This is a genomic window from Deltaproteobacteria bacterium (genome assembly GCA_012522415.1).
GTDB lineage: Bacteria > Desulfobacterota > Syntrophia > Syntrophales > JAAYKM01 > JAAYKM01.
In genome coordinates this window covers 1-19,541 of the sequence record JAAYKM010000098.1, presented here as the reverse complement: position 1 = coordinate 19,541, position 19,541 = coordinate 1, and the positions used below count along the sequence as shown (strand labels likewise).

The 19,541-nt window shown below is 56.8% G+C and carries 18 protein-coding genes; 5 read left to right on the top strand and 13 right to left on the bottom strand.

The annotated features are described in order from the left end of the window. Both GX147_08485 and GX147_08480 read left to right on the top strand, forming a co-directional pair. Nucleotides 1–1,760: nitric-oxide reductase large subunit (locus GX147_08485; protein ID NLN60722.1), on the top strand; the 1,760-nt coding region annotated here is incomplete at its 5' end. Next, nucleotides 1,757–2,446: a High molecular weight rubredoxin gene (locus GX147_08480; protein ID NLN60721.1), complete on the top strand. Its 690-nt coding sequence runs from the start codon at nucleotides 1,757–1,759 to the stop codon at nucleotides 2,444–2,446. The genes GX147_08485 and GX147_08480, both read left to right, overlap by 4 nt. Nucleotides 2,447–2,482: 36 nt before the next feature. Here GX147_08480 and cobA read toward each other — a convergent pair whose 3' ends face one another. Genes cobA through GX147_08455 form a run of 5 tightly spaced genes read right to left on the bottom strand, consistent with a single transcriptional unit; the run spans nucleotide 2,483 to nucleotide 7,740 of the window. After that, nucleotides 2,483–4,012, bottom strand: a complete 1,530-nt coding sequence (cobA, locus tag GX147_08475; protein ID NLN60720.1) for a uroporphyrinogen-III C-methyltransferase — start codon at nucleotides 4,010–4,012, stop codon at nucleotides 2,483–2,485. Between the two features lie 54 nt (nucleotides 4,013–4,066). Then, nucleotides 4,067–4,996 (bottom strand): hydroxymethylbilane synthase, encoded by a 930-nt coding sequence (gene hemC, locus GX147_08470; protein NLN60719.1) that lies wholly within the window; start codon nucleotides 4,994–4,996, stop codon nucleotides 4,067–4,069. Next, a complete protein-coding gene (locus GX147_08465; protein ID NLN60718.1) occupies nucleotides 4,975–6,270 on the bottom strand; it encodes a glutamyl-tRNA reductase in 1,296 nt (431 codons plus the stop codon). Before GX147_08465 ends, hemC begins: the two co-directional genes overlap by 22 nt. A gap of 4 nt (nucleotides 6,271–6,274) precedes the next feature. Beyond that, nucleotides 6,275–7,090: a cytochrome c biogenesis protein CcsA gene (gene ccsA, locus GX147_08460; protein NLN60717.1), complete on the bottom strand. Its 816-nt coding sequence runs from the start codon at nucleotides 7,088–7,090 to the stop codon at nucleotides 6,275–6,277. Beyond that, complete coding sequence (locus tag GX147_08455; GenBank protein NLN60716.1) at nucleotides 7,090–7,740, bottom strand: bifunctional precorrin-2 dehydrogenase/sirohydrochlorin ferrochelatase; 651 nt, start codon at nucleotides 7,738–7,740, stop codon at nucleotides 7,090–7,092. The genes ccsA and GX147_08455 overlap by 1 nt, the downstream gene beginning before the upstream one ends. Before the next feature lie 229 nt (nucleotides 7,741–7,969). Here GX147_08455 and prmA point away from each other — a divergent pair, with 229 nt between their 5' ends. Genes prmA through GX147_08440 form a run of 3 tightly spaced genes read left to right on the top strand, consistent with a single transcriptional unit; the run spans nucleotide 7,970 to nucleotide 10,188 of the window. Continuing rightward, nucleotides 7,970–8,920, top strand: coding sequence for a 50S ribosomal protein L11 methyltransferase (gene prmA, locus GX147_08450; GenBank protein ID NLN60715.1), 951 nt, complete (start codon nucleotides 7,970–7,972; stop codon nucleotides 8,918–8,920). Further along, nucleotides 8,917–9,672, top strand: coding sequence for a 16S rRNA (uracil(1498)-N(3))-methyltransferase (locus GX147_08445; protein NLN60714.1), 756 nt, complete (start codon nucleotides 8,917–8,919; stop codon nucleotides 9,670–9,672). Before prmA ends, GX147_08445 begins: the two co-directional genes overlap by 4 nt. Nucleotides 9,673–9,687: 15 nt before the next feature. Further along, nucleotides 9,688–10,188 (top strand): RDD family protein, encoded by a 501-nt coding sequence (locus tag GX147_08440; protein ID NLN60713.1) that lies wholly within the window; start codon nucleotides 9,688–9,690, stop codon nucleotides 10,186–10,188. An 86-nt stretch (nucleotides 10,189–10,274) separates the two neighbouring features. On the opposite strand, the gene recJ is transcribed toward GX147_08440, so the two are convergent. The 8 genes from recJ to GX147_08400 form a co-directional block, all read right to left on the bottom strand. Further along, complete coding sequence (gene recJ / locus GX147_08435) at nucleotides 10,275–12,047, bottom strand: single-stranded-DNA-specific exonuclease RecJ (protein ID NLN60712.1); 1,773 nt, start codon at nucleotides 12,045–12,047, stop codon at nucleotides 10,275–10,277. Nucleotides 12,048–12,216: 169 nt separating this feature from the next. Then, nucleotides 12,217–13,731, bottom strand: a complete 1,515-nt coding sequence (locus tag GX147_08430) for a tripartite tricarboxylate transporter permease (GenBank protein NLN60711.1) — start codon at nucleotides 13,729–13,731, stop codon at nucleotides 12,217–12,219. 10 nt (nucleotides 13,732–13,741) lie between these two features. Next, nucleotides 13,742–14,197, bottom strand: coding sequence for a tripartite tricarboxylate transporter TctB family protein (locus GX147_08425; protein ID NLN60710.1), 456 nt, complete (start codon nucleotides 14,195–14,197; stop codon nucleotides 13,742–13,744). Between the two features lie 37 nt (nucleotides 14,198–14,234). Further along, nucleotides 14,235–15,230 (bottom strand): tripartite tricarboxylate transporter substrate binding protein, encoded by a 996-nt coding sequence (locus GX147_08420; GenBank protein ID NLN60709.1) that lies wholly within the window; start codon nucleotides 15,228–15,230, stop codon nucleotides 14,235–14,237. Further along, nucleotides 15,227–16,387, bottom strand: a complete 1,161-nt coding sequence (locus GX147_08415) for an acyl-CoA dehydrogenase (GenBank protein NLN60708.1) — start codon at nucleotides 16,385–16,387, stop codon at nucleotides 15,227–15,229. The genes GX147_08420 and GX147_08415 overlap by 4 nt, the downstream gene beginning before the upstream one ends. Next, entirely contained in the window at nucleotides 16,384–17,925 is a 1,542-nt protein-coding gene (locus GX147_08410) for a long-chain fatty acid--CoA ligase (GenBank protein ID NLN60707.1), read from the bottom strand. The genes GX147_08415 and GX147_08410 overlap by 4 nt, the downstream gene beginning before the upstream one ends. Before the next feature lie 583 nt (nucleotides 17,926–18,508). Beyond that, on the bottom strand, nucleotides 18,509–19,225 hold the full coding sequence (locus tag GX147_08405) for a hypothetical protein (GenBank protein NLN60706.1): 717 nt from the start codon (nucleotides 19,223–19,225) through the stop codon (nucleotides 18,509–18,511). A 160-nt stretch (nucleotides 19,226–19,385) separates the two neighbouring features. Next, the coding region (locus GX147_08400) for a helix-turn-helix domain-containing protein (protein NLN60705.1) at nucleotides 19,386–19,541 on the bottom strand (156 nt) is incomplete at its 5' end.

The window sequence follows — 19,541 nt, the reverse complement described above, 5'->3', positions numbered from 1 at the left end:
TATTTTCCGAGGGGGATGACCGGATCAGTCTGCAGCCGGGTATCGTTCAGACGGAGGATCAGGGCAGGCGGATTTCGGGATTTTTCGCCTGGCTTGCCTGGTCGGCGGGGACCCTTCGGCCGGATGCGCCCCACACCTACACGAGTAACTGGCCGTATGATCCCCTGGTCGGTAATGAACCCCTTCCCGACAGCCTTATCTGGTCCATTGTCAGTGTCATCCTTTTGATCTTCGGCATCGCGGCGGCCCTGTTCGTCTATCAGCGCTATATCGGTCAAAGCGGCTATGATGCTTCCCGTCTCCGGATGGAATTCGCCGAGCCTGCCCCGACACCCAGCCAAAAGGTCACGCTGATCTATTTTTTCACGGCGATCGTCCTTCTTGTAATTCAGATCGGTCTGGGATCCCTGACGGCCCATTATACGATCGAGGGCAACGCATTCTTCGGTATCCCCTTAGCCAAAATTTTACCCTATGTGGCGACCCGCACTTGGCATGTCCAATTGGCCATTTTTTTCATCGCCACCTGTTTCCTTGCCACGGGCCTGTTTATCGGCCCCTTCGTCGGCAGGGAACCCAGGGGCCAGGCCCGCTGGGCCTGGGGTCTCTTCGTCGCCCTTGTGGTGGTTGTGGTCGGGAGCCTCTCCGGAACCTGGGTGTCGATTGCCGGATATCTGGGAGGAGATGGATTTCTTTTCGGACATCAGGGTTTTGAGTATATTGAACTGGGACGTGTTTGTCAGCTTTTGCTTATTGCCGGCATGGTCATCTGGCTCATTCTCGTCTGGCGGGCCATACGACCGGCTCTGCAAGCTGAAAGGGATGCCGGTGGATTAACCCATGTCCTCCTTTACAGCGCGGTGACCATTCCGCTTTTTTACATGGCCGGGCTTCTGTACGGCAAGGGAAGTCATCTTGCCGATGCTGAGTATTGGCGATGGTGGGTTGTTCACCTTTGGGTTGAAGGGTTTTTTGAAGTCTTTGCCACGGTGGTGATGGCCTTCCTGCTTTCACATATCGGGGCCGTGAGCAGGGAATTTGCCCTGAAGAGTGTGTATTTCATCATTTTTCTCTATTTGGGAAGCGGTGTGGTCGGAACCTTCCACCATCTCTATTGGACGGGAGTCCCGACGGTCATTATCGCGCTGGGAGCCGTTTTTTCGGCCCTGGAAGTCGTTCCCCTTTCCCTTCTTGGTTTTGAAGCGGCCCACAATCTGAGGGTAATCGAAGCCGGAGGGAGGGCCTTTCCGTACCGGTGGCCGATCTATTTCTTCATCTCGGTGGCATTCTGGAATCTTGTCGGCGCCGGGGTCTTCGGATTTCTGATCAACCCCCCCATCGTACTCTACTATTCGCAGGGGATCTACACGACCCCGATTCATTCGCACACAGCGCTTTTCGGGGTCTACGGTATGCTCGCCATTTCCCTGCTGCTCTTTTCGGTCCGCCATATTTTCTCCCGGGCGGCCTGGTCGGATCGAATGCTGAAATGGAGTTTTTGGGGATTGAACGGGGGATTGGCATCGATGACGGTGTTCAGCCTGGTTCCGGCGGGTTTTTATCAACTTTACTTTGCGGTCAAGTATGGACTCTGGTATGCGCGCAGCCCGGAGATCACGACCGGCGAGGTCATCCGCATGCTGAGCTGGGCGCGACTCGTCCCTGATGTCGTCTTCTCCATCGGCGCCTTCGCCTTGGTCTTGTTTTTCATCCGGGGAATCTGGCTTAGTTTTGTGAAAAAAGGAGAAAACACACCATGAACACCAAATCGTTTCAAAAAATAGGCTATGGACTCTACATCATTTCGTCAAAATCCGGAGACAAGATCGATGGACAGATCGCCAACACGGTGTTTCAAGTCACCTCGAAACCGCCGAGCATCGCGATCAGCATCAACAAATTGAACCTCACCCATGAATACATTGTCTCGAGCAGGCTTTTCTCGATATCCATTCTGGCCAAAACGGCGCCCATGACCCTGATCGGTCAGTTCGGTTTCAAGAGCGGCCGCGATGTGAATAAATTCGAAAAGATCAACTACAAGATCGGCGTTACGGGGGCGCCCATCGTTCTTGATGAGACCGTGTCCTGCATTGAGGCGAAGGTGGTCAATGAAATGGATTGCGGAACCCATACGATTTTTCTGGGTGAGATTGTCGATTGTGAGGTTTTTTCTGACGCGGAACCCATGACCTATGCGTATTACCATGAGGTCAAGGGGGGGAAATCGCCCAAAACGGCGCCTACCTATGTGCAGGAAGAGGTGTCCGCCCCTGCGCAAGACCGGGTTCGTTTCGTCTGCAATGTCTGCGGTTATGTTTATGACCCCGTCAAAGGCGATCCCGATAATGGTGTCGAGGCCGGCACAAGCTTCGAAGCGATACCCGACACCTGGACCTGCCCGATCTGCGGCGCCCCAAAAAAAGACTTCAGCCCGGAAGGGTAGGGCGGCCCTATTGCGGGCTTTCGACAGGTCTGTCCTTCATGCCGGGGATTTTTCCCTTGAGAAGTATTCCACGAGTCTTTCCACCAGAGCCGGCACCGTATACCGTTCCTGGAGAATATCCACGGCGAGTCCCGCCTTCCTGGCCGCATCCGCGGTTACCGGACCAATGCAGGCAATTTTCACCGCCGGGGGAAGCGGATAGGATGCGCCCATGATGTCCATGAAATGAGCCACCGTTGAAGGACTTGTAAAGGTGATCACATCGACCCGGCCTTCCCTGATTAACCTGTCGAGGTCGGATTTTTTCCTGCCTGACGACACCGTCCGATAGGCCGTTATACAGTCAACCTCGGCGCCCGCCCGAACCAGCCCCGAAGGCAGGATGTCCCGGGCCTTCTCCGCCCGGGGAATGAGAATTCTTTTCCCGGCCAGGTCCTCCTTTTCAAGGATTTCGAGAACACCCTCAGAGGTAAAGACAGGGGGGACGAGATGGACGGCCGGTCCGCGCTTTTCCACTTCCCCTGCCGTGATGGGGCCGATGGCACAGATACGGACATTCCCGAGATCATTCAGGCCCCTTTCCAATGTCTGAAGACGCTGAAAGAAAAACCGCACCGCGTTGGCGCTGGTGAAAATGAGCCATTGGTAGGTGTCGATGTTTTCGATGGCCCGATCCAGCTTCTGGAAGCTTTCCGGCGGGACGATTCTGATCGTCGGGAAAAGATGGGGCTGTGCCCCTTCCGCGCGGAGCAGGGCGAGAAATTCCTCCGCCTGGGCTTCCGGCCGGGTAATGACGATCCCTCGACCGAAAAGCGGACGCGTTTCAAACCAGTTCAACATCGGGCGCAGAGACACAACCCCGCCCACAACGAGAACAGAAGGGGGCTTGAAGCCCCTGTCTTTCGCCTGTTGCGCGATGTTGACAAGATCGCCAACCAGGGTTTCCTGATCCCCCGTCGTTCCCCAGCGGATGAGTGCCGCCGGCGTTTCCGGTTCTTTTCCCGCCGCCAGCAGATTGGAAGTGATGTTGGGAAGATTTTTGACACCCATGAGAAAGACGAGGGTCCCGATTCCTGTCAGGCTTTTCCAGTCGATACGACTCTCGGGTTTTGCAGGGTCCTCATGACCCGTGATGAATGCGACGGTCGCGGCATGGGCGCGGTGCGTCAGAGGAATGCCCGCATAGGCCGGAACGGCGACGGCGGATGTAACACCCGGCACGACTTCGAAAGGGATGCCCCGTTCGGCCAAAATTTCCGCCTCTTCCCCGCCCCTTCCGAAAATAAAGGGGTCCCCCCCCTTCAGACGGGCTACGATGAGCCCCTTCTCGGCCTCGTCGATCAGACAACGGTTGATCTGCTCCTGCGTAAGGGTATGCCGGCCGCCCTCCTTTCCGGCGTAGATCATGCGGACAGCCCTTTCTGCGTGGGAGAGAATCTCCCTGCTGACCAAATGATCGTAGATGACCGTGTCGGCCCGTTTCAGACACTGAACAGCCTTCAGGGTGATCAGCCCCGGGTCGCCTGGTCCCGCACCGATGAGATAGACTCTGCCTTTTTTCAAGATTCTTCTCCGTTCCAATGAGATTTGAAATGTTTTCCCCGTCTCAGGTTCGCAAACTTACGGCGTCGAGGCATATATGGCCGCAAGAATTTCCCGACCGCCTTTCTCAAGAATTTCCCCGGCAAGCCTGTCCCCCAGTTCCGCCGCTTGCCCGGCTGGGCCGGATAATCCTTTCCGCACAACCCTTTTGCCGTCCAGTGAAGCCACCAGCCCGGTGATACGGTACGCATCCCCCTCTTTTTCCCCGAAAGCGGCGACCGGTGACTGGCATCCCCCGCCCAGCCTGGTCAGAAACGCCCTCTCTCCCGACATGTCCGTCCATGTTTCGGAGTCGTGAAGAAAGGCAAGATCGTCACGCAGGGGGTCGCCCTGTCGTGTTTCGATCCCCAAAATGCCCTGGCATGCGGCGGGGAGCATTGTCCCGGGGGAAAGGAACTGGGAAATCCGGTCCTCCCATCCCATCCGCTTCATGCCCGCCGCCGCGACGATCACACCGTCCAGCAGACCCTCGGACACCTTTCTGAGCCTCGTATCCAGATTGCCCCGGATCGGCACCAGTTCAAGATGGCCCATGGCGTTCAACATCTGGATACGGCGGCGCAACGAACCTGTCCCGATACGTGATCCCGACGGCATGGCCTCCATCTTCAGGCCATTCCGCGAAATCAGGACATCCCGGGGATCCTCCCGGGGAGGGGTGAGGCTGATTTCCAGCCCCTCCGGGAGTTCGACGGGGACATCCTTCATGCTGTGGACGGCGAGGTCCACATCGCCTTTCAGAAGCGCCTCCTCGATTTCCTTCACGAAAAGCCCCTTTCCGCCGATCTTGGCGAGGGCCACGTCCTGGATGACGTCACCACGCGTTTTGATAACCCTTAGCTCCACCAGGGTCCCCGGATATTGGTCTCTGATCCGGTCAGCCACCCATCCGGACTGGGTCAGGGCAAGCCTGCTGCCTCGTGTGCCTATTCTGATCGTGTTTCTGATGGTCCATCCTCCTCCAGATTGAATAAATGTCTGACAGCCGCGATATAGGGTTTTGCGCTGTGGTCGGTGGTCTTGTCCTTCAAGCCGACAATCGGGTCATGAAGGATCTTGTTCACCACGGATGATAAAAGACCCTCAATATGGGCCCGATCCTCTTCCGTGAGGTTATGCATCCACGGCGAGGATTTTTCGAGTTCACCCCGAATGATCCCAGCCGTTTTTTCTTTGAGTGAAACGATGGTTGGAACCACTTCCAGCGTGTTGTACCAATTTCTGTAACGCCCGATCTCTTCCGTCACGATTTCTTCCGCCCTCTCCATTTCCTTCTGACGGATGTTACGGTTTTCGTCTACAATATCCTGGAGATCATCGATGTTGTAGAGGTATACGTTATCCAATCGCCCCGCAGCGGGATCGATATCCCGGGGGACGGCAATATCGATGAGAAACAGGAGACGGTTTTTGCGACGATGCAGGGCCGAAGCCAGCATCTCTCTGGAGACGATATAGGTCGGGGCCCCCGTGGAAGTGATCACGATATCCGTTTCCTGAAGATACGTTGCGAGATCGTCGAATGGGACGGCGTCGCCTTTGAATAGCTCCGCCAGTTGCATCGACCGGGCAAGAGACCGGTTGGCGACCAGAATCCGGCCGGCCCCGTGTTGCATCAGGTGGCGAGCCGCCAGTTCCGCCATCTCGCCGGCGCCGATGAGGATGACCGTTTTCCCGGCCAGGGTTCCGAAGATTTTCTTGGCCAGAGCGACGGCGGCGAAACTCACGGAAACGGCATGAGAGGCAATACCCGTTTCCGTCCGCACCCTTTTGGCGACTCGGAAGGTGTGGTGCAAGATCTTGTTCAACAGTATGCCCGTCGCCTCGTTATGGACGGCTTCCCTGTACGATTCCTTGACCTGGCCCAGAATCTGCGGTTCTCCCATAACCATGGAATCAAGGCTTGAAGCGACACGAAACAGATGCCGGAGGGCCTGTTCGTCAAAATGGAGGTAGAAATACCGGTCGATCTCTTCCGCGGCAAAGCCGCCGCGTTTCCGGACCAATTCCTTTAAATGGCCCAGGGTTTCTTCCGTCGATCCCTCCGCACGGAAGAAGATCTCCGTCCGGTTGCAGGTGGACAGGTAAAGGGCCTCCCGGATCCCTTCTATCCGCATGATCTCGGGCAGGGGATGTGACCCTTCTGAAGGGACGCAGGACAGTTTTTCGCGTATCTCCAGGGGGGCGGTTTTATGATTGAGGCCAAAAAGAATGATGTTCATGTCTTCAGCGAAATGAATGTATTGTGGAAAAACCGAGTGTTATAAAAGTCAGTGACGCAAGAAGACCCAGCAGGAACGTGACGGAAAGGAGTGCCGCTTTATGCCCGCTCCAGCCGATGGCCAGACGCTGATGCAGTATGAAAGCGAAACAGAGCCAGAACAGAAGCGCCCAGATTAACTTCGGGTCCCATTGCCAGTGGCTCCCCCAGACCTCTCCGGCCCAGGCCGCTCCCGACAGGAGACCGAAAGTCAGAACGGGGAAACCGAGGAGAAGGCCGTAGTGGTTGATCCGGTCCAGGTCCTTCAGCGGTGGAAGGATCCGTGTCACAGCGCCGAGGCGTCTGTTCTTGATTTGACGGTCCTGGATGAGATACAGCATGCCTGCCAGGGCGACGAGTACAAACAGGGCCTCTCCCGTAACGGAAAGAATGACGTGAATCATGACCAGCGGACCCTTCAGGTTTTCCGGAAGAAGCACTCCGCCGTGCATCAACTGCGAAGCCGCCAGCACCAGAAGGCATGTCAGAGGTGAGACGATGGCCCCGAGAATTCTTGTTTTGGTCCGGATCTGGAAAAAAAGATAGGGGCCGGCAATGGCCCAGGCGAACAGGGAGGCCCATCCGTAAAGACTCGTAACCGAACCCTGGCCTGTCACAAAATACTGACTGAACAGTGTTGCCGTGTGGAAGCAAAAGGCAACGGCCAGAAGCCAGGTCGCGATCTTAGCCAGGAAAATCCTCTGGATGATGAGCGATCCCACATAACCTGTTGTGCTGATGAAATAGCTGATCAAGGCCATTTCGAGGAGAAGTTTTTCCATTACGACAGATTGACCTCGATTGGTTCGTCAATGATTTCACGGACGAGTTCCTTCACCGCGTCCCAGTCCCTTTCCCGGATGCGCTTCAGCAGGTCGGAGTGGATTAAAGCCTCGAAAATTTTCCTGTTTTCATCGGAAGGCTGCCTCCGGGCCAGAACGATTGCCCTGGTTTGGCCTAGAATATCGAGATAGATTTCGTACTCCTCTCCGTAGACCTCTTCCAGTTCCTGCCGCAGGTGTCTGGCTAGGGCCGGGCTTTTTCCGCCTGTCGAAATCGCCATGGCCAGATCGCCCCTCTCGACCACGGAGGGCAAGATGAAGTCACACCGTTCCGGTTCATCGACGATATTGACCAGGACCTTCCCGGCACGCGCGTCCCGGAAAATCCGGTTGTTTACCGTCCGGCTGTTCGTGGCCCCGATGACGATAAACGCGTCGGCGATGTGATCCGCTTTGTATCGGCCGTTGATATGCACGATCTCGTTGCGGTTTTTCAACGCCTCCATTTCCGGCGAAAGCTTTGCGGAAATGACCTTGACCCGGGCACCGCATTGCAGCAGGCGCCGGACCTTGCGGAAGGCGACCTCACCCCCGCCCACGACGGCACATTGTCTATCGGAAATATCAAGAAAAACAGGGTAATATTTCAATACGGCAACCCTCTGTCTCTTCCCGGCCGGGCTCAACCTTTCGGTATAAACCCCGCCAAATAACGGTGGTATTCACCGTAGAGCCGGGAAACGCTAACACGAAGCCCTATTAAATTCAAGCTGCTTGAAATATCAAGGGAAAAGGGTTATAAAATGGAACAAATGTTGACGTTATCCAGGAAGGAGATCCTGACGGGTTTGCGATTCAGGCGGAAAGGGGAGGGCGAAAATGGCGGGAAAGGACAAGGAGAGGAAACAGAGATGGCTGAAGCTTGCGTTGTCCGTTCCGGAAGCGCTCCGGGAGGCGATATCCAACTTCATGATCGAAATCGGCGCCCAGGGTGTCTACGAGGAAACCCTGGAACCCTGGACACCCAACGATCTGCCTGAGCCGGCGGGGAACGGGGTCGTGTATGCCTATCTACCCTTCGATTCACACCTCGAGAACCGCATCCTCCGGCTGGAAAAGTACATCGAGAGCCTGGCCGATCTTTTCCCTGCCCTTGAGAAAATCAGGTTTTTGAGGGACACCATCGAAGATCCGGATTGGGGGGAGCAGTGGAAAAAGTACTTCAAGCCTCTCCGTGTCGGCCGCGGTATCGTCATCAAGCCGACCTGGGAACGTTACACGCCCCAGGGGGGCGATACGGTCATTGAAATCGATCCGGGCATGGCTTTCGGAACGGGACAGCACGCCTCGACACGGATGTGCCTGGAAGCGCTGGAAGAGGTGATCGCCAAAGACCGGGAGACCACCGCCCGGGAAGTTCTGGACGTTGGGACGGGAACGGGCATCCTCGGCATCACCTGCGCGAAGCTGGGCGCGGAAAAGGTTCTCTGTCTGGATGTGGACAGGAAGGCCGTCGGCATCGCCCGCGAGAATATTCAGATGAATGACGTGGCGGACCGTGTCAAGGCCGTCAACCGCGACGTGGCCTCTCTGAAGGATTCCTTCGACCTCATCGTTGCGAACCTGACGGAGAAGATCCACACGAAATTGAAACCGACCCTTGTCGCGCTTCTCCGACCCCGGGGTTATCTGATCATTTCCGGCATCATCGTGGAAAACCGGGACATGATCGAGAAGAGTTTCCTTACCGGGTCCCTCGTTCTCCATCGCCTTCTGACGGAAAAGGAGTGGCTCTGCTATGTTCTGAAGAAAGAGGAAGGGTGTCCTTGACCGTTCCCCGGTTTTATAACCCTGCGCCCATGGTGTCCGGCCAGGTTGTCTCCCTGGAGGGGGACAACATTCATTACGCCCAGCGGGTGCTTCGGATGCGCCAGGGCGATCCCCTCGAACTGATCGATGGCCTCGGTTTCGAATACCGCGCCGTCATTCGCACTATCGGAATGCAGGGCGTTTCCATCGAAATTCTGGAGAAGACCCCCGTTCAGGAGCCTCCCATCCGCCTGACCCTTGCTCAATCGCTCCTGAAGGCGGGTAAGCTGGATTTCATCGTCCAGCGTTCCGTTGAGCTGGGTGTGAACAGTTTTATCCCCTTTGTTTCGTCAAGATCCATCGTCCGCCTCTCCCCGGATGCCGTTTATCAGAGGGTCGAGAGGTGGCGGAAAATCGCCTCCGAAGCCGCCCGTCAGTGCGGCCGCACCACCATTCCGGTTATCGAACCCATTATGTCTTTCAGGGATATGCTCGTTCGGCCTCGAGAAGGGGCGCTCAAAGTCATTTTCTGGGAAGCCGAGGCGAAACGGACGATCCGGCGGATTTTTCATGATGCCGATCACCCCTGCGCGGATCACTTCTTTTTTGTCGTCGGGCCGGAGGGAGGTTTTTCGGGAGAGGAAGTATGTGAGGCGAGGGAGGCGGGGTTCCTGTCGGCGAGCATCGGGGAACGGGTGTTGAAGGTGGAAACGGCGGTTATGTCGATACTGACCATTCTTCAGTATGAACGGGGTATTTTTTCCAGAAAATAGGGGGAAAACGCGACCATGACAACACGAATCTATGGCGGGTTCTATCGAAGGTTTTTCGCCTTCACGCTCGATAACGTGATCATTTATATTTTATCCTTCGTCGTTTTGCTGATCGGCACCTCCGTCCTGGGCACGACATCGGCGCACCAGGCTTTCAGGTCCGCCGGAGGGGGGCTGTTGGCCGCCGCCTTTCGGTTTGCCCTCCTTTTCAATCTCCTGCACCTGTTTATGTCCATGGTGTATTTTACCTATTTTATCGGTCTTGTCGGAAAGACCCCGGGGAAGATGATTTTTGGTCTCAGGGTCATCCGTGACAGCGGGGAATCCCTGACCTTCGGGACAGCCTTCCTCCGCTGGATCGGCTACTTCCTTTCTTCCCTCCCGCTCTATCTCGGTTTCATCTGGATCGCCTTCGACCGGAAAAAACAGGGATTTCACGACAAACTGGCCCAAACCGTGGTTATTCTCGATGAAACAAGGAAGGACGGAGAAATGCCCCCCGCTTTTCAGCCATAGAGGCCCCTCCGTGATGTATTCAGTTGTTCGTGTTAAAAAAATCTCCGGGTATGGTCTGTGAACCCGCAATGGGCGAACGGGCCTCTCTATTGAGGTGCGACCGCCCCTCCGGGCATGCAAACATCGACGAGCTTCAGCTGGATGTTGGCTGTTCCGTGCCAGTGACTGATCTGCGGTGTGAAGGCAATATCGAGGGGCTGGTCTGTCAGATTCGGTATCAGGTGCCCCTTGCTGAACCATATGGAGTTTCGTGTTGTGCCGTTTTTGTTGATGCGCATCCGCAGATGGTTGTTCCCGACCACGGTGGGGTCGCTGATTGAGGCGTTGCGAACGCACAGGATCGGTTCCGGGTTCCTGCTGCCGTAGGGGGCGAGTTGGTCCAGCTCCTGCAAAAAATCATGATCGACGTCCGACAGGTCGCATTGGCTGTCGATCAGGGTTTCCGAAACGAACTCCGCCTCGTCCATTTCCACGCGGATGATCTCATCGAAGGTCCGTCCAAAATCGTCCACATCCTCTTCGCGGATGGAAATGCCTGCGGCGAAACGATGGCCTCCATAGGACAACAAAAAGGCCTCGCATTTCTTGAGTCCCCGGTAAATGTTGAAATGGGAGATGCTTCGCCCTGACCCCTTGCCGATGCCGTCCCTCAGGCTGATTACGATAGCGGGCCGGCAGAACCGGTCCACCAGTTTCGAAGCGACGATACCGATCACCCCGGGATGCCATTTTTCCGATGCGAAAACGATGGAGTTTTTTGGGTCCGCCTCGCTTCGCGCGTTCACCATTCCAATGATTTCTTCGAAAATGTCCTTCTCCATCGATCGTCTTTTCTGGTTGAACCCGTCGAGCTTCTGGGCAATCTCCCTGGCTTCGGTCATGTCTTCCGTGAGGAGCAACTGCACGGCGTCGCTCGCCGAGGCGACCCGCCCGGCCGCGTTGATGCGCGGAATCAGGGTGAACGACGCTTTTCCCGAATCAATGACCTGGTTGTCCAGTCCGCAGACCCTTTTCAGGGCCTGAATGCCGATCCTCGGTGTTTCCGTCATCAGATCCAGTCCGAATTTTGCGAAAATCCGATTTTCATCGGTCAGGGGGGAAATATCGCCGATTGTTCCCAGGGCGACGATGTCGAGGTACTCCTTCAGATTTGGATAGGGCCGGCTGCTCCAGAAACCTTCCTTGCGCAGCTCTCCCCGCAGGGCAATAAGAAAATTGAAAACGATCCCGACGGCGGAAAGATGTTTGAAGGGGAACTGGCAGTCCGCCTGTTTGGGGTTGATCGTTGCCGTGGCAGGGGGAAGGGAATCCGGTATTTCGTGATGATCGAGAATGATCGTGTCGATCCCCTTGGTTTTCGCATAGGCGATATGATCGTTTTCAGAGATGCCGCAGTCCACCGTGACGATCAGGTTTACCCCGTCGTCCCGCATCCGGTCGATGGCGCTTTGATTCAGCCCATACCCCTCGTCCACCCGTCCTGGAATATAGTAATCCACCTCCTGACCGATATTTCGGAGAAACTTGACCAGCAATACCACCGAGGTGATCCCATCGGCGTCATAGTCACCGTAAACCATGATTTTCTGTCCCTGGTGCATGGCTTTGATGAGACGCCGGACCCCTTTTTTCATGTCCTTCATCAAAAAGGGGTTATGCAGATCCCCAAGGGCCGGACGAAGGAATTTCCTGGCCTCTTCGATGGTGGTGATGTCTCTGTTGACCAGAATTCGGGAGAGCAGGGGATGCAGGTCAAGTTCGCGGGCGAGAAGGTTCTTTTCCTGTCTGTGTTGATCGAAAATTCTCCACTGTGTGAGGGGCAGTTTGGAGTTGATCTTTGTTTGTTTTTTAGTTTCCATGATGGATTGGCGCCTCAATATGCCGGAGCCATCATCATAACGATGTGCCGCCCGATGTCAAGAAGAGTTTCCCGGCCCGTATTTCTCCGCGTACAGACGGCATGAAGGGAAGGGGTGCTGACAATGGCGTGGAGGACCGGGAAAAGACGGAAGAGGTCATCCGGCGTGATCAGGACGGGCGGCCCCTTCCTGGGAAATGTTTTCGATAGGCCTGACAGGCGGGTATCATGAGAAGGGCGAAAGCCGCAATCAGGATCGCCAGTGCGATGGGGCGCGTGAAGAAAATGGTGAAACTGCCCCCGGACATCAAAAGGGACCGCCTGAGATTCACCTCGAACAGGGGGCCGAGGACGAAGGCCAGAACCAGAGGGGCCCCCTCATAGCCGTATTTTCGGAGCAGGCAGCCGAAGAGGCCGAAAAAGATCATGACATATATGTCGAACACGCTGTTGTTGACGCTGTACGCCCCGATGACGCAGAACAAAAGAATCAGGGGGTAGAGAACCTTTTTGGGGATTTTCAGCACCTGAACCCAAAGGGGAATCAGGGGCAGGTTCAGGACCAGGAGGATCACGTTGCCGATGTACATGCTCCCGATGATTCCCCAGAACATGTCCGGATTTTGTCGCAGAAGCAGAGGCCCCGGCGTAACGCCGTGGATAAGAAACGCCCCGAACAGGATCGCCAGCACCACGTTGGGCGGTATGCCGAGGGTCATCAGGGGAATGAAGGATGTCGATGCGGCGGCGTTGTTGGCTGCTTCCGGTGCGGCAACCCCCTCGATCGCTCCTTTTCCGAAACGATCCGGGTTTTTAGCGATCCGCTTCTCCAGGCCGTAGGCGATAAAGGTGGATAGGACCGGGCCTCCCCCGGGAAGAATGCCCATGAAAAAACCGACCATCGTCCCCCGCAGCATGGCCCATCGAGCCCTGAGCCAGTCCCGGCGGGAAGGGATCAGCGTTCTGATTCTCACCCTCAGGGTTTCCATGTGTTGGTGTGCTTCCAGATTGGCAAAGACCTCGGCGACACCGAAGAGTCCCATCGCCAGGGGGGCGATGCCGATTCCCTCGAACAGGTGCAGCAGGCCGAAGGTCATCCGCTGTTCCGAGGTGACGGGGTCGAGGCCGACCTGGCTCAGGATCAGGCCCAGACAGGCCATCATGGCGCTCTTGATGACCGGGCCCCCCGTCAGGCGGACGATGAAGATGAATCCGACCAGAATGATCGCGAAATATTCAGGCGGTCCGAATTTCAAAGCGACATCGGCCAGCGGCGCCGCGATCAACTGCAGGCCGACCAGGCCCAGGGTGCCCGCAAGGAACGAACCCACGGCGGCCATGCTCAGGGCCGGTCCCGCGCGGCCTTGGCGGGCCATCTGATAGCCGTCCAGGCAGGTCACGACCGAGGCGGCTTCACCAGGCACGTTGAGCAGGATGGAGGTGGTCGACCCCCCGTACATGACTCCGTAATAGATTCCGGCCAGCATGATGACCGCGGCGGTGGGCGACATCTGAAAGGTGATGGGCAACACGATCGAAATGGCGCCCACCGGCCCGATACCGGGAAGAACGCCGACCAGGGTCCCCAGAAAACAGCCGGTGAAGATGAAAAAGAGATGTTCCGGTTGCAACGCGACGGCGAAACCCTGAAACACGCCGTGAATATTGTTTAATATCAGGTCCATGGGCGAACAGTCAGAAAGCGAAAAGACCCCGGGGGAAGGGCACTCTCAGGAACAGATCAAAAAGGATGAAGGTCAGAACGGAAGCGAGAACGGCTCCGGAAACGGCGGTCCGAAGTTTCAGCTTGCCCATGGAAAACAGGGCGACCATCAGGCCGAAGGTGGCGGGAAGGTAGCCCAGTTGCGGAAGGGCCAGGGCATAAAGGATCAGGACGGCTGTCGTCCAGGCCGCGGCCGGCCCAGGTGGGTTCACCCATGCCCCGGCGGGGGGACGTTCTTTTTCCCGAGCCCTCCGGTGGCGCCACATATGGACACCGCTCAGGAGGGCCAGCAAAAGGGCGGACCAGAAAGGGAGGAACCCCGGCCCCGGATGACGGAGAACCCCCAGACCGAGGTGCAGGGAGGCGGCCATGACGGCCAAGGCGGCGCACAACCAGAGGGCGGCGCTGACAAGTTCTTTTTTGTCCATTTTCTGCCGATCGGTTTGGGGTTTCAGGTTGAGCCGGTTATTCCGGCCGGGTCGCCGCTTCCCTGATCAGCCCCGAGCCGACCAGGTGACGGTTGATTGTTTTCCAGTTGGTTCTCAGAAAAAGATCGAATTTTTTACTGTCGTAGCGGGTCGGGACCAGGTCCATTTTTCTGATGGTTTCCAGGTACCGCCTGTCCTCCGCCGCTTTCGTGAAGGCCTGTTCCAGTTTTTCGGCGATGCCCGGAGGAAGACCCGCCGGGGCGACGATGCCGTACACCGCGTCGGTGACAAAATCATAACCGGATTCCTTCATGGTGGGCACCTCACGAAAGGTGGGGGATCTTTCCTCACCCATTGTCGCCAGCAGGCGTAACTGACCTGCCCTGACCGCCGGCACGAATTCGGAGGTCAGAGAGGCGAACTCGACATGGCGCCCAAGGAGGGCCGTCATGGCTTCGTTGCTTCCCTTGTAGGGCACGTGGATCATCTGAACCCCGGCCCGGGCGGCGATTTCCTCCACGGCGGCATGGGTCGTGCTGCCGACACCGGTCGTGGCGTACCTGATTTTTGCGGGGGCTTTCCCTGCCTCGTCGATCAGGTCCCGGAGGTTTTTCCAGGGCGCGTCATCTCTGACGGCAATGCCCAGTTGCGGCGCGGCGTAGCCGATGACGGGCCTGAAGCTTGCCAGGGGTCTGAAGGGAACACGCTGTATCTGTGAGACCCGGCTCAGGACCGAGCTGGGGGTCGCGCACAGGGTGTAACCGTTGGGCTTTTGTGAAAGCAGGGACGCCAGGGCCACCGTTCCCGTTCCGCCGGTTTTGTTTTCGATGATCACCGGCTGTCCCAGGATCTTTTCCGCCGATGCCGCCAGGGCGCGGGCGCTGAGATCGAGGGAACCGCCGGGGGCGAAACCCACCAGAAGGGTCACCGGCCGTTCCGGATATTCGGCCCGGCCCGGACTCGTTATGACCGCAAGGCTCAGGGTCAGCAAAATGAGCACGACGATGCGCCCCGGCCCCTTTCTCTGCTTCATCTCTTTTTTCCCTCCTGTAAACCCAGATTTTTCGCGATGACCAGTTTCATGATCTCGTTGGTTCCCCCCAGGATGCGGTTCACCCGGATGTCCCGCCAGGCCCGGGCGATAGGGTACTCCTCGCAATAACCGTAGCCGCCGAAGAGCTGCATGCAGCGATCGGCCACGCGGAACGCCATTTCCGTCGTCCAGTACTTGGCCATGGACACATCCATCACGATGCTTTCCCCCGCCATGTGTTCCATGATCAGGGCATTGACGTGATTCCGTCCCAGCCTGATTTCCGTCGCCATTTCGGCGATTTCGAACAGGGTGTTCTGGTATCGGGCGAGGGGTTTCCCGAAGACCTCCCTCCTTTTGACATAGGCAATGGTTTCCTCCAGCATGAATTCGGCCGCGGCCACGGCCCAGATCGCGATGACCAGACGTTCCGGCTGAAGGTGCTTCATCAATTTTGCGAAGCCCGTGCCCTTGCCGCCGAGGCGGTTTGCCCGGGGTACGCGGCAATCGGAAAAGAAGAGTTCCGCCGTGTCCTGGGCATGCCAGCCGACCTTTTTCAAGCGGCGTCCCTTTTCGAAGCCCCGCGTTCCCGCCTGAACCAGGTAAAGATCGATGGCCCGGTGGGGGGCCGGTTCCTTCGGGTCACGGGCGGCCAGAACGACCAGGTCGCAGTTGACGCCGTTGCTGACGAATGTTTTCTGTCCATGGATGATGAACGCGTTGTCCTGTTCGACCGCCGTCGTCCGAATTGCCGCGAGATCACTGCCCGTACCGGGCTCGGACATGCCGATGGCCGTGATGATCTCGCCGGCGACGCACCGGGGCAGGTATTCCCGTTTCTGTTCTTCCGTGGCGTATTCGAGCAGGTACGGCGTGACCACGTCACTGTGAAGGCGGATGCCTAGACCGGAGAAATTGCAGTGGGCCAGTTCTTCAATGATGATCACGGCGTGGAGAAAATCCGCTCCGGCTCCACCGTACCTCTCCGGAACGGCCGTGCAGAGGAATCCCATTCGGCCCATTTTTTCCCAGAGGTCACGGGGAACGATGCCGGCTTCTTCCCATGCCTCGATGTGAGGAACCACTTCCCTTTGGAGAAACCTCCGGAAACTGTCCCGGAAGATCCGGTGTTCTTCCTTGAAGGGCAGGGATCTCATCGTTCCGGCCCCCCGGTTTCGAAGAATTTTTTCAGATCTCTCTTGAGAATCTTGCCGGGGGCATTCCGGGGAAAGTCATCCAGAAAAAAGACGCGTTTCGGAATCTTGAAATCCGCGATCCTGCCCCGGAGGGCGTTGATCAGGTCCTCCTCTCCGATGGTTTGCCCCTCCCGGAGGGTGACAAACACGGCCACAACCTCGCCCCGTTTCTCCGGGTCCGGCATACCCACCGCGGCGGCCTCCCTGACTTGGGGAAGAGCCTGGACAACGCGCTCCACCTCCGCCGGGTAGATATTTTCTCCCGAGCTGATGATCAGTTCCTGTTTACGCCCGATGATATAGACGAAACCGTCCTCATCGCGCCGTCCCATGTCCCCGGTGTGAAACCAGCCCCCCGCCGTGGCCTCCTGTGTTTCCTTCGCCCTGTTCCAGTAGCCGAGAAACACATTGGGGCCCCGGACGACAATTTCACCCGCCTCGCCTTGCGGAACATCCCCGCCGTCGTTGCCGACGATCCGCAGGTCGATGTGAAAGACTTCCTTTCCCACGGAACCCGCCCTTGTAATGGAATCCTCCAGGTCGAGCGATGTCAGCCGCCCCGTTTCCGTGAGACCGTAGCCCTGGACAAATCCGACGCCCTTTTCATCCTGGTACTTGCGGATCACCTCGCCGGGAATCGGCGCGCCGCCGGAGATGAAATAATGGACATGCGAAAAATCGGCCCTGTCCCATTCGTCGGACCGGGCCATGAGCTGAAACATGACGGGGACGGCGAACATGTAATTGACCCGTTCCCGGACGATGAGCTTCATGACCTCCGAGGCGTTGTAGAAGCTCTTCAGGATCAGGGAGCCTCCGGCATAAATGACCGGCATGGCCGAAGCGGCCAGGGCCCCGATATGAAAAAGGGGGGCCACCACCAGGGACCTGAAGGTTTTGTCCATACCGTAGCCGATAAGGGAGTGAATCGCCCCGAACAGAATGTTCCCGTGGGAAAGCACGGCGCCTTTGGGGTCCCCCGTCGTTCCGGAGGTGTACATGATGAACAGGGGGTCATCCAGGGTGATTTCCGAGGCGGGAACCGGCTCATCTTCCGGAAGAGACGCCGTCAAATCCGACAGGACCGGGTCTTCCGGCAGATCGCCGCCCCCATGGCGGAAGCAGGGACCCGGAGACAGCCCCGCATTTTTGAGCGCCGCAATCTTTTGCGCGAAGTCGGACGTGTAAATGAGCGCTCCGGGGGCGCTGTCCCGGAGGATATAGGCCAGCTCCGGTGTGGCCAGACGGAAATTCAGGGGGACCATGATCACGCCGGTCTTGGCGCAGGCGAAAAATACCTCGAGAAATTCGCTGGAATTGGTCATGAGCACGGCGACCCGGTCACCCTTGGAAAGGCCCAGGCCCGCCAGGGCGTGGGCCATGCGGTTCACGCGCCGGTCAAACGTCCCGTTATCAAAATCCCGGCCGGTTTCCTCCCGGAGAAACGGCCTTTCCGGGTATAGCCGTCCCCGCTTCGACACCCATTCTCCGATGTTCATGCTTGTTCCCCCTGTGCCCCTGATTTGTTTTCTCCGGCGGCCCCGGCAATCGGGACCGGAACGACGGGCCGCCTGGACTGTTCGCAAAGACAGAACGCCTCGTACGGTCTGGTTTTGCTACAACACCCCGCTGGAGATACCAAAGAACCGGACGGCACCCCTGAGACTGGACGGCACCCCTGAGACTGGACGGTTCCGGTCAGGAGAGTCCTTCAGGGGTTGTTGGTTAAAAGGAGCTCTTCGAATTCCGCAGGCGGTCCGTATCGAAGTAAAGAATACGGACGTTTGCGGTTGTACACTTCCTGAATGAAAAAGGGAAGCCGATTCTGGACATCTTCAAGGATACGGCATTCGCGGAGATGTAATCGTCCGGCCTGTCCATCCTCAAGTTTATTGTTTTCTGAGTTACAGGCTTTCGGAAAGAAGGGTTTTCTTTTTGAGTGACCCTTGCCCCCGTCAGGGGGATTTTGGATGTGCCGTAGCCATTTCTACGTCAAACGGTTATCCCCGTGGGACCTTGGTACCTGCCCACGATCCCGGCACATTTTGTCCAATCAGGGCCTCCCGGCATCAGAGGTAAAACCTACAAATTAAGTTCTTGAACCAGGTCTTGCATGGAATCGTCAACGACGGCATAAGGCCAAGGAGGTGGATTATTCAATAAGGGATGGAGAATTGCAGAAAAAGACGGAAGCTTGGTACTGATTATTTGCTTGCATGAGTCACAATATCCGGTCACTGAGTTTGCTCCCGACAGGGGGGAACCTGCGGCCTGAAAAATATAAAGCAACCCGCAGCAGGCGGAGTCCGTAACCAGGCGGTTCTCTTTCCAGTGAAAGAAAAGCTCGCCCAAGCTCAGAGGACGGTGTCGGCCAACCCAGAGACTTTCAAAGTTCATTCCGAAAAAAATGATATTCCGAAACCGTTCATGCGATATGATAAAATCAGCCTTGGCATAGAGGGCATCAAAATGTTGCACAAACAGCCTTTGATCTTTGAAGAGGGCGTCTCTGTGCTGGGAGTTGATTTCTTCGATTTTTTGAGGATCCAGGTCAAGGATCTCAACCAGCTTTTTCATATAGGAGTCATGAATTTCACTGGTTGAAAAAAATATCTGCAACGCATTCGTAACTTTGTTTGGGTTTTTAAAACCAAAGGCTCTGGCCAGGTCCCGGACGGTCGCATAACCGCTCAGGCGGGCACTGTTTGCAATGTAGTGGATGAGATTTTCGTTGGCGGTGGTGTTGGAAGGACGGGCGACCCAATCATCCTTATAGAACTTCAAAGACAGGCGGCTCATTTTCTTCTCCTCTTTAGCAGTTAATGATGACCACAGGGTTGTGGTTGTGCGCCCTGCAATTCGGCTAAATCGACGCACGAAAAAGTTTTTATACCAGAATACTGTAAAAAAAGCAAGAGGAAAAGGACATCAGGTGGGATAAGTGGACGATAAATGGCCGTTAAAGGCCACCGATATCCGACACGCTGCCAGGTCCCCAGGCCGGATGCTCGAGGGAAAGCGCAATCACCTGCTCCCTGACCTCGACCGGCGTCTCGGTGGGAAAACTCTTCGGTATCGGCGGCCGATCAATGAGACCGTCAAAACCATGCTCCTG

Bases quoted from the DNA above. Each gene is read 5' to 3' on its own strand.
- ccsA (NLN60717.1), bottom strand. From the start codon at position 7,090: ATGGAAAAACTTCTCCTCGAAATGGCCTTGATCAGCTATTTCATCAGC.
- GX147_08430 (NLN60711.1), bottom strand. From the start codon at position 13,731: ATGGACCTGATATTAAACAATATTCACGGCGTGTTTCAGGGTTTCGCC.
- GX147_08440 (NLN60713.1), top strand. From the start codon at position 9,688: ATGACAACACGAATCTATGGCGGGTTCTATCGAAGGTTTTTCGCCTTC.
- recJ (NLN60712.1), bottom strand. From the start codon at position 12,047: ATGGAAACTAAAAAACAAACAAAGATCAACTCCAAACTGCCCCTCACA.
- GX147_08405 (NLN60706.1), bottom strand. From the start codon at position 19,225: ATGAGCCGCCTGTCTTTGAAGTTCTATAAGGATGATTGGGTCGCCCGT.
- GX147_08465 (NLN60718.1), bottom strand. From the start codon at position 6,270: ATGAACATCATTCTTTTTGGCCTCAATCATAAAACCGCCCCCCTGGAG.
- GX147_08410 (NLN60707.1), bottom strand. From the start codon at position 17,925: ATGAACATCGGAGAATGGGTGTCGAAGCGGGGACGGCTATACCCGGAA.
- GX147_08420 (NLN60709.1), bottom strand. From the start codon at position 15,230: ATGAAGCAGAGAAAGGGGCCGGGGCGCATCGTCGTGCTCATTTTGCTG.
- GX147_08415 (NLN60708.1), bottom strand. From the start codon at position 16,387: ATGAGATCCCTGCCCTTCAAGGAAGAACACCGGATCTTCCGGGACAGT.
- GX147_08425 (NLN60710.1), bottom strand. From the start codon at position 14,197: ATGGACAAAAAAGAACTTGTCAGCGCCGCCCTCTGGTTGTGCGCCGCC.
- GX147_08480 (NLN60721.1), top strand. From the start codon at position 1,757: ATGAACACCAAATCGTTTCAAAAAATAGGCTATGGACTCTACATCATT.
- prmA (NLN60715.1), top strand. From the start codon at position 7,970: ATGGCGGGAAAGGACAAGGAGAGGAAACAGAGATGGCTGAAGCTTGCG.